Below are 9653 nucleotides of genomic sequence, written 5' to 3'. Positions count from 1 at the left end.
ATAACTTGTATTTGCAGCTAACGCCTGGGATAAGGTGCGCCACGACGAACCACCCAAGCACACCGAACTCCATACCAAAACCGCCGAGTGTAACAAGTCACCTTGATGCCTTTGTTAGGCATTTCCATGTGCGCTGTCCTAACTTAGCAGGTCAACTCTCAACGCATCCGCCTTAAAACATGGGACGCAACAACCTCGAGATTGTATTTTCCCACTAACTATCAACGCTTTGAACCAAATACATTTGCATGACAACCTGATGAAGTGTTCTTTAGGGCTGCATCACAGGACAAATAGGCAAATAAACCGGCAACCCTTTCGTCACAGTGTAACGATGAATAATGCGATGGTGCATTGCCGGAGCTAAAGGCAACACGAAAGAAACAACCTGCGTTTCGACATACTTTATGGACAGCCTTGCGATGAACGAATGACTTTTGTGGCATCGTTCTTGAGCGAAGAAATAACCAATAAAAACAAAGTTGCTCTTCAGCATGCCTAACGACTGCAATAAGGCGCGCCCCTCTGAACTATCAAAGCACACAAAACGCTGAACCAAAAACGCCGGGTGTAAAGCGTCACACTTGATTGGCTTGTTAGGTGCTTGATGTACGTCCAAAAAAAACTCACATTACCATACATAATACAAAATAAATTATCTATTTATCGCATATCGATCTATTCAAGAGTAAATACTTAAACTATGAGCTTTACATACTTACACCTAAAGACTTAGATTAAAAACCACTCAATACTTACTAATGGTAAATACAAATCATGTTTGGAAAATTAAAAAACAAAGCAAAAGAGCTATCTTCTTCAAATGATACAGACAATGGTATGGGGTCAACAAAGATAAATGAAATCATTCAATCACAATGGCCAAAAATTGAAGGCATATTATTGGAGCGCATGATACCTCTTGCAGGCGATAAGATAAATGACGATGAATTTATCACAAAGGCTTTTGAAAACACTTACGAATTTTTGCCTATGCCTATTAGGATGCTATTACCAAAAGAAAAGTTTATTTCCTATTGCTTGACACACAAAGAGCCATTAATAGAAAAAATCAATGAACTTAGCAATGTAAAATAATTACTTTTGCATTGACCAATTAATGCACTCATGCCTATTTTGAATATTGTTAAAGCATATTTTGTAACAGTCTTGGTTTGATGTGCATTAATTATAAAATTACACAAAATCACTTAAGCACCTAACGCCGGGCATAAGGTGCACCAACACCGAACCAGCCAAGCGCACTGAACTCCATACCAAAACTGCCGAGTGTAACGTGTCACCTTGATGCCTTTGTTAGGCATTTCCATGTGCACTGTCCTAACTTGGGAGGCGAACTCTCAACGCATCCCGCCTTTAAACATGGGATACAACAACCTCGAAATTGTATTGTCCTATGAACTATCAACGCTTTGAACCAAATACATTTGCATGACAACCTGCTGAAGTGTTTCTTAGGGCTGTATCACCGGACTAATAGGCTGAGAAACCGACAATCCGCTCATTGCACTGTAACGTTGAATAAATGCGAGGGTTCATTGCCGGAGCTAAAGGCAACAACTGATGAAGCAACCTGCGTTTTGCCATATTTTATGGACAGCCTTGCGATGAACGAATAACCTTTGTGGCATCGTTCTTGAGCGAAGAAATAACCAATAAAAACAAAGCCGCTCTTCAGCATGCCTAACGCCTGCAATAAGGTGCCCCACACTGAACTAACAAAGCACAATGAGCTCCATACCAAAACCGCCGAGTGTAACAGGGTCACCTTGATTGCTTTGTTATGTTTCTAAGATTCAACCTCGTACAAAGTTACCACTAAATTCTGCAATTTTTTTTGCTGCCTTTTTTTTGTACTTCTGTGTATCCACAAGTACTGATATATTTCTCTCTTCATAAAACTCTTGCATCATTTTTCCGTCTTTATATAATTCATACTCTACAACAAAACGAGCTTCCACTTTCATAGGAGCAGCACCAAGGGTCAACGTTCCAATAGCTAATTCTGCATACCCTCTACCAGAGCCTGCTAGTACTGTTGAAATAGTAATCTTCAACCCGTTATCTATACGTTCACTTGATACTCTCTTGAAAGTATAATTTCTATCCTTTCCTAGCTCTGAATAAACGCGTCTTTGCAAGTAGTGTTTTTCCAGCTTTTGCGCCTTATCCTTACAATGGTCCCAAAAACATCCAGGATAGTATGTGTCTTGTATTACATCCTTATCATCAACATAAACACCTATTTCCTTCGCTAATAGTCCATGAAACGGCGTGATTAATAGCAGTAATATTAGTAGCTTTTTCAATTCAAACCTCATACTTCCTAAGCTTAATTGGCGGATTCAATAACAGCAAAAACCACAAGACTTTCTATTTACATACACTAGCGTGGGGTACTCTGAAACATAACGATCACGAATATACGATCCCATGAGAAACATCCAAACATGACATATTAATCACTTAATCATAATATTTAGAAGGACTTAATTGAGGGTTCGTATGATTCCATTGTTATATTTCAAGCCACTTCACTGATTGATAACCTATGTATCTAACCAGTTGTGCTTTTTCTTATGGAATAAATCCCAAAATAAAGAGTTGAATTAAAATATCGCTTACCGTTAACGACTTAGCGCGTTACGTTTCAAGCCACGTCTTAACCGAACGCGCTAAGTCGTTAACGTAACATAGAAATACTTTCACCTCACCATTTGGGCTTTTTATTTATGAATTGACCCTACTAGTTTAACTACAAAGCCTACAATTACACCTGTACCTTGAGATATAACGCCTGCAATAAGGTGTGCCCCACTGAACCAGCCAAGCACACCGAACTCCATACCAAAACCGCCGAGCGTAACGCATCACCTTGATTGCCTTGTTAGCCATCTAAGAGTGAGTGAAATAATTTAGTATGGAGTTATAATCAACTTCAAGACCAAACAAGATATAAAAATTACAATTGACATTAACAAACTAATAAGGGCAAAAGAATAAGGGCCATAGCCAGACCCACCAAAACGATACTGTATACTAACGAGCCCACCATCTAAAAGAACACCAATATTGAAAAGTAGCAATACAACAGTAACCAGAAGTATAAGACAAAAAACAATCTTAATCTTCAAGCTCATAACATGTTCTTTTTTAATTGGTTCTTTATAAATAGCCATACTAATTTTAAAAACAAACCAACTCAACACAAGCAAAAAAACTGACAATGTAACGTTAATCATCATTGAACTTGATAACACTCAGTTAAAAGTGACCACTGCTCATTTGATAACGAAACAGTTACAGAACTATCATATTTGAAAACTTCTTCAGCAATGGCTGAGGCCGTAAATCCAATATTTGATTTTAAAAGAACCTTAAATGAAGATATACTTTCATTCCCATCTATATTTACAACTGCATGAGGCTTAATACCAACTGCAACCTCATCAAACTTATATAACTGTTTTAATTTGTCAGATGCTTCCAATAATATTTCTTTTTTAATTACTTCTGTTTGACTTGACTCGTGAATCATAATGCAATTTACATGCACCGTTGCACTTAACGATGTGGATGCTAATAATGATATGAAGAAAATTAAAGCCCTCATTTTAATAATAGACTCCTTTACCCACAGCTTGGCTATTTGCAATTTGCCACATCAATCTATCCTCGACCTCCCAAGCTGTTTTCTTAACTTGTTTCATCGTCTTATCCTCAAGTAACTTAGCAAGTCTTTCTGTAATCCTATATTCTTTATCTAACCTATCAAGCGCATAGCTAACTGCCAAGCCAACAACTATGGCTAATGCTACGGGTGCAGCCGCAATTGTTGTAATTGCAGTTGTTCCTGTTGCAAACACTGCCCCAACGATACTTGATATACCGATTTTTATTAGAGAAACAGACAAGTCTGCGACTAACTCATTTAGTAAAAATCTATCTTTAAGGACATGCTGAAGTACGATTAAAGGAACAGTTAGAAAAATTGTAAGGCGTGCCCCCTGTATTGCTGACGTTTTTATTCCTTTTTGCCCTACGATCATATCGACAACTTTTGCATTATTGCTTAAATATTTTGTTCCAGTAAATATTTTACGCTGCCCTGGCCTACCTTTGAAAATGACATATTTTTTGCCGTTAACCATTTTCTCATATGCTCGCCCAGTAAAGCCTAAATCTTTTACAAGCTTACGCAGAATATTGGAATCTAATGAAGCTGCGACATAACCACTTGCTGTTCTTAACCCATCAATATAATCAATATTCTTTGTTTTAGCTAATTCGACCATGTCATTTTCGCTTACCACATACAGACAATGATTACTTGACATATTGAATTTCATTTGAGACAACGGTTTTATTCCATTGTAATTATAAGCACTCATATTAACCCCTAACATAAAAAGTTTATTGTAATTACTCTTTACCCTTAGAGGTATTTTAATATTTTGATTTACGACTCATATCAAATTACCTAAACAGCCGTAGCAGCTAACGCCTGAGCACATGCGCCCGTTGCTACGCAGATACCAAAATTTATTACCGTAAACACCACTGCCAATTCAAACTAAAACTGCCGAGTGTAACGGGTCGACATGGTGCGATTTGTTATGCCTCACCACAAATACTTTCCTTACTTGGCAGCAAAACACCCAACACGCGATGCTCCAGCGACAAAACTTGCAGCAATCACCGACTCAAATTGTCCCATTTAACTTTCAACGACTTTGAGCACACCAAATTTGCATGACAACAAATGCGGAGTTACACAGGCTGCAAGCAGTGAACTAGTGAACTGATAACTAAGGGAATCACCGTACTAACCAAAGAAACCCGCGTGTTGAATTGGAGCCAACCCACTCGATACTGATGGCAGCAGATACATTAACAACCGACATTTCGATGAACTCAAGGAGCAGCCGGTTGATGAACGAAATTGCCAGAGAGATGGTGTTCATGTGCGCAGAGTTATTTGTATAGAAAACACTTAGCTTTTAGTGGCATAACGCCTGCAATAAGGTGTGCCCCACTGAACCAACAAAGCACACTGAACTCCGAACCAAAACCGCCGAGTGTAACGCATCACCTTGATTGCCTTGTTATGGCTCTATTTCAATCAGTTAACTTAATTTTAGCACGCTACCGCCGAACAGAATCATTCACCTGCCATATGATTAAGGCATCATACAACAAACAAAATGCATAAGTTTGAAATCGCTTAATTTTGGCTTTAAATATTAGGAACCTAGCCTCTTTTGAATGGATTTGGTACAGGAAGTTTTCAAGGGGAACCGATCTGCAGCTAATGAACAAAGAATTGCTCTTTACCAACAGATATAAATCAGAAGCTACGGGAAGATTTGTGATAACTGAAATCTGTTAGTCTTTAGTCAGAATTTAAAGCTGATTTTCGATGCAGTTTCTGGCCTCTCTGACAGCAAACACAACATTTGAATCAAGCGTGCTGCGGACAAAGCCCGCCAAAGTCACAGTTCGTTATACCGGAATGCGTTCAGTTATATCGCCTGAGAAGTTCGGCTTGGTAGCCGCTAAGATTGACCCGATGAACCCACAGCGAAAACCACGTTGCCTGTGCTTTTTAAGCCATAACGCCTGCGATAAGGTGTGCCCCACAGAGCTAGCAAAGCACACCGAACTCCGAACCAAAACCGCCGAGTGTAACGCATCACCTTGATTGCCTTGTTATGCACGCAACAACTTGAATCTTAATGTTTTTCTTCTGTTATCATTGCTGTAGTGACTATTTAGAAGAACTCCGCCACATGATTCGATGACGTTTCGTGATGCAATATTGTCAAATGAGCAAGTCACTATGGCTTCTGTGATTAACTGATTTTCCTTGACCCATAATAAAAGGGTTTTCGCTACACCACGTCCTCTTTCTGAAGGCCTTGTTTCGTAACCAATATGCCCAATAACATTGCGAATGTAGTCATTAGTATCTTTGCGTAACCTTATAGCACCAAGGATGCGACCATTTTCAATGCAAAAAAATGTAGACATTGGCACCCAACCTTCGGGCAGCAGCCGACCATCCGAATTTGCTATAACTCTTTGAAGATATGATTTCGGTTCACTTACCGCATCTGCGTAATGATCGACACCATTTCTAAAACATTCAATCACATAATCACAGTACTCTTCTACGTACTCATATGAGGCTAAAACTATTTCCATGTTTCCTCTTAGTGCATAACGATCAGGAATATACGATCCCATGAGAAACATCCAAACATGACATATTAATCACTTAATCATAATATTTAGAAGGATTTAATTGAGGGTTCGTATGATTCCATTGTTATATTTCAAGCCACTTCACTGATTGATAACCTATGTATCTAACCAGTTGTGCTTTTTCTTATGGAATAAATCCCAAAATAAAGAGTTGAGTTAAAATATCGCTTACCGTTAACGACTTAGCGCGTTACGTTTCAAGCCACGTCTTAACCGAACGCACTAAGTCGTTAACGTAACATAGAAATACTTTCACCTCACCATTTGGGCTTTTTATTTATGAATTGACCCTACTAGTTTAACTACAAAGCCTACAATTACACCTGTACCTTGAGATATAACGCCTGCGATAAGGTGTGCCCCACTGAACTAGCAAAGCACACCGAACTCCAGACCAAAACCGCCGAGTGTAACGCATCACCTTGATTGCCTTGTTATGGCAAACTCAAGGGATTTTAGTCACTTACCAGATACGCTACCGCTACAGAAAATCTGCTCGAACGCCAGTCAGTTTACCCTACCGATAAAAACCGAACTGAAATTGATACATAACTTCATGAACCAACTCGTAAAATCAGTAGCTACTGGACAAAGAATTGCTCTTTACCAACAGATATAAATCAGAAGCTTCGGGAAGATTTGTGAACACTGAAATCTGTTAGCCTTTAGCCAGAATTTAAAAGCTGATTTTCGATGCGGTTTCTGGCATTTCTGACAGCAAACACAACATTAAAATCAAGCGTGCTGCGGACAAAACCAGCTAAATTCACAGTTCGTCATAAACTGAAAGCGTTCAGTTATATCGCCCGAGAAGTTCGGCTAAATAGCCGCTAAGCTTGACCCGCAGACATTGACGCGAACACCACGTTGCCTGTGCTTTTAAGCCATAACGCCTGCGATAAGGTGCGCCCAGGTGAACAAACCAAACACACCGAACTCCATACCAAAACCACCGAGTGTAACGCGTCACCTTGATTACTTTGTTAAACACATGCTTTTTCTACGAACCCCATGCCTTCTTTTATGCGCTCTAAATTAGCTGTTGATGTAAGCTTTTCTACGACAGTAAAAGCAACATCCATTGCAGTTGAAGGACTTCTTGAAGTGATAATGTTTTTATCGATAACTACAGGCTGCTGGATGATATTTACGCCCATCTCTTTCATTTGAGTCTGACGTTTTTCACTTAGATGATAAGTTGTACCGTTACGACCATTAAGGACTCCACTTCTAGCAATGGGTAATGCCCCAACACAAACAGAAGCGATTAACTTATCTTGCGAATTAAAGTGACGTATTAACGACAGCAACCTTTCATCGAATGCATCCTCATAGAAGCCAGAACGACTCATTCCGCCAGGAATAGCAAGTGCATCAAAATCATCAATGTCTATTTCACTTAATTGAAATTCTGGTTCAATCGTAAAATTCCATGCGCATTTTACCTTAAGCCGCAAACCAACAGTCACAAGTTCAATTGGCTCTAACCCATAAGTTGTCGTCCAACCGATAGCATCAGTAAATACACTTGCTTCGTATTCTTCCAAACCCTGACATAGAAAGAGGATAACCTTTTTCACTGAATCTTCCTTAAATGTGTTTAACGCCTGCGATAAGGTGTGCCGCACTGAACCAACCAAGCGCACCGTACTCAATACTAAAAACGCCGAGTGTCAAGGGTCACCTTAATTGCCTTGTTAGCTGTTTCTGCACTGAGCCTCAAACTCTGATTTTTTTAGTGTCACTATTTTTAAACTTACCAGTGAATTCATAAAACCAATCCCAGCACCAGCAAGGAACCATGGAGTGAACACTGGATTTGATGCCGCTTGTAAAATAACGTTCCATGATTCAATTATCAATACATCAATATTTTCTAAGGATATTTCATAAAAATCGCCAGCAGATGTTATTGTATACGACACAAAAGCAAAAAAAATGTAAGTAGAAATAAGATTAACTATTAAAGATGATACGTTTGAAAAAGCTAGTCCAGGCCAGGACCAATTACATTTAAGTTTATGAAATGAGGATATAAGAACTAACACCACCAATAGTACAAGAGCCAAATACACTTGGTGAATTGGATTTGAAATTGGCCTTAGAGCAAACAAAATCATCATCGCAATGTGATAAACAAACATGAGCCCAAAATCCAAAGACATATCTTCTGAATTATTATTTTGATCTTTCAGATTTCTTTTTAAAAATTTTAACATTTATACTCCAATAAACAGCTAACGCCAGGCATAAGGTGCGCCACGACTAACCAACAAAGTGCACCAAACTCCATACCAAAACTGCCGAGTGTAACAAGTCACCTTGATGCCTTTGTTAAGTATTTATAACTGCCCAAACCATAACAAAAGTCCAGACTCATACGAAAAGTCTACTAAAATACGCCAATATAAAAAAGCAAACTTGAACATTATTAATAATTTTATTATTAAGACCGCAAGTTCAATCTTACAAATATAATAAAACAAATATGCAGATAAAAAATAAATGATTACATATAAAATAATCAAGCCAACCTTTTCGTCGCCAAACAAACCTAACCCATATAGCTCCGGTGTTATATAATAGCTATAAATAATACCGTAACCTATCATAAGCTCTTTATTATCAAAATCAGTTATCATTTCGTAAATAATATAAAATAAGAAACCAATTATGAGTAATGAACCGGGGAAAATCACAAAGTCAAGTAATCCTAAATTCATCTGCAATAGCTGAATGGTAAAATATATAACCGCAACCGAGACACCACTCAAAAATACTATTGGCCATAAAGAAGTATCAACAAAAGTACCTACACCGTTACTTAACCCTTGATGCAAAGACATAAAGACTCCTATAAATCAATATACTAGGTCATGATAATTTGTAGCATGAAAAATACTTAACGCCTGCAATAAGGTGTGCCAACACTGAACTAGCAAAGCGCACCGAACTCCATACCAAAACCGCCGAGTGTAAGGCATCACCTTGATTGCCTTGTTATAAATCTTGCGGTCTAGTGCTTACCAGAACTTCCACCACGGTTTCTTTGCTGGAAAATTGATTAATTTAGCTCGATCATAACAAGCTCCGCATAGAAGCGTTGCTTTTGCAAAAGACTCACTCTCGTCATTCCATTCGCCGTTTGTTTTTTGAACCATAGATTCGCAAGCACTACACCATGCATCTGGCCTTGAATTTTCAGGGTCATTTGCCCACCAGAATCCTCGAGGAATTCCATCATGAAGTGTCTCTACGATATGTTGGCATACATACGTTGCTTGTTGCTCTCCATGAACGCAACACTCAACCACTTTATTAGTCATTCAGTACCACCTACTGATTTATAACGCCCGCAATAAGGTGCG

The 9653-nt window shown here is 38.7% G+C and carries 11 protein-coding genes; 1 reads left to right on the top strand and 10 read right to left on the bottom strand.

What is annotated here, in order from left to right; genetic code table 11:
• Positions 1–271 precede the first annotated feature (271 nt).
• Positions 272–619, bottom strand: a complete 348-nt coding sequence (locus tag C942_RS25250; RefSeq protein WP_157372682.1) for a hypothetical protein — start codon at positions 617–619, stop codon at positions 272–274.
• A 158-nt stretch (positions 620–777) separates the two neighbouring features.
• Here C942_RS25250 and C942_RS23775 point away from each other — a divergent pair, with 158 nt between their 5' ends.
• On the top strand, positions 778–1098 hold the full coding sequence (locus C942_RS23775) for a hypothetical protein (RefSeq protein ID WP_007471351.1): 321 nt from the start codon (positions 778–780) through the stop codon (positions 1096–1098).
• A gap of 424 nt (positions 1099–1522) precedes the next feature.
• On the opposite strand, the gene C942_RS25245 is transcribed toward C942_RS23775, so the two are convergent.
• From C942_RS25245 to C942_RS23725, 9 genes are all read right to left on the bottom strand, one after another.
• Complete coding sequence (locus tag C942_RS25245; RefSeq protein ID WP_157372681.1) at positions 1523–1702, bottom strand: hypothetical protein; 180 nt, start codon at positions 1700–1702, stop codon at positions 1523–1525.
• Positions 1703–1817: 115 nt separating this feature from the next.
• Entirely contained in the window at positions 1818–2330 is a 513-nt protein-coding gene (locus tag C942_RS23770) for a hypothetical protein (RefSeq protein ID WP_157372680.1), read from the bottom strand.
• Positions 2331–3262: 932 nt separating this feature from the next.
• Positions 3263–3634 (bottom strand): hypothetical protein, encoded by a 372-nt coding sequence (locus C942_RS23760; RefSeq protein WP_036801700.1) that lies wholly within the window; start codon positions 3632–3634, stop codon positions 3263–3265.
• A gap of 1 nt (position 3635) precedes the next feature.
• On the bottom strand, positions 3636–4412 hold the full coding sequence (locus tag C942_RS23755) for a hypothetical protein (protein ID WP_007471337.1): 777 nt from the start codon (positions 4410–4412) through the stop codon (positions 3636–3638).
• Positions 4413–5730: 1318 nt separating this feature from the next.
• Positions 5731–6225 carry a GNAT family N-acetyltransferase gene (locus tag C942_RS23745; RefSeq protein WP_036801697.1) on the bottom strand — a complete coding sequence of 165 codons (495 nt, stop codon included), beginning with the start codon at positions 6223–6225 and terminating at the stop codon, positions 5731–5733.
• 1043 nt (positions 6226–7268) lie between these two features.
• Positions 7269–7865: a DJ-1/PfpI family protein gene (locus tag C942_RS23740; protein ID WP_007471323.1), complete on the bottom strand. Its 597-nt coding sequence runs from the start codon at positions 7863–7865 to the stop codon at positions 7269–7271.
• A 117-nt stretch (positions 7866–7982) separates the two neighbouring features.
• Positions 7983–8504: a hypothetical protein gene (locus tag C942_RS23735; RefSeq protein WP_036801695.1), complete on the bottom strand. Its 522-nt coding sequence runs from the start codon at positions 8502–8504 to the stop codon at positions 7983–7985.
• 123 nt (positions 8505–8627) lie between these two features.
• Positions 8628–9131 (bottom strand): hypothetical protein, encoded by a 504-nt coding sequence (locus C942_RS23730; protein ID WP_036801694.1) that lies wholly within the window; start codon positions 9129–9131, stop codon positions 8628–8630.
• A 218-nt stretch (positions 9132–9349) separates the two neighbouring features.
• Positions 9350–9529: a hypothetical protein gene (locus tag C942_RS23725; RefSeq protein WP_036801692.1), complete on the bottom strand. Its 180-nt coding sequence runs from the start codon at positions 9527–9529 to the stop codon at positions 9350–9352.
• Positions 9530–9653: the final 124 nt, after the last annotated feature.

This window comes from Photobacterium marinum, assembly GCF_000331515.1.
In the GTDB taxonomy this organism is placed as follows: domain Bacteria; phylum Pseudomonadota; class Gammaproteobacteria; order Enterobacterales; family Vibrionaceae; genus Photobacterium; species Photobacterium marinum.
Note: the sequence above shows the minus strand (reverse complement) of the source record. Positions and strands in the feature narration are given on the sequence as shown.

What these genes read in the sequence shown, in the direction of transcription:
- C942_RS23775 (WP_007471351.1), top strand. Translation starts at nt 778, where the DNA reads ATGTTTGGAAAATTAAAAAACAAAGCAAAAGAGCTATCTTCTTCAAAT.
- C942_RS25245 (WP_157372681.1), bottom strand. Translation starts at nt 1,702, where the DNA reads ATGCTGAAGAGCGGCTTTGTTTTTATTGGTTATTTCTTCGCTCAAGAA.
- C942_RS23760 (WP_036801700.1), bottom strand. Translation starts at nt 3,634, where the DNA reads ATGAGGGCTTTAATTTTCTTCATATCATTATTAGCATCCACATCGTTA.
- C942_RS23755 (WP_007471337.1), bottom strand. Translation starts at nt 4,412, where the DNA reads ATGAGTGCTTATAATTACAATGGAATAAAACCGTTGTCTCAAATGAAA.
- C942_RS23745 (WP_036801697.1), bottom strand. Translation starts at nt 6,225, where the DNA reads ATGGAAATAGTTTTAGCCTCATATGAGTACGTAGAAGAGTACTGTGAT.
- C942_RS23735 (WP_036801695.1), bottom strand. Translation starts at nt 8,504, where the DNA reads ATGTTAAAATTTTTAAAAAGAAATCTGAAAGATCAAAATAATAATTCA.
- C942_RS23730 (WP_036801694.1), bottom strand. Translation starts at nt 9,131, where the DNA reads ATGTCTTTGCATCAAGGGTTAAGTAACGGTGTAGGTACTTTTGTTGAT.
- C942_RS23725 (WP_036801692.1), bottom strand. Translation starts at nt 9,529, where the DNA reads ATGATGGAATTCCTCGAGGATTCTGGTGGGCAAATGACCCTGAAAATT.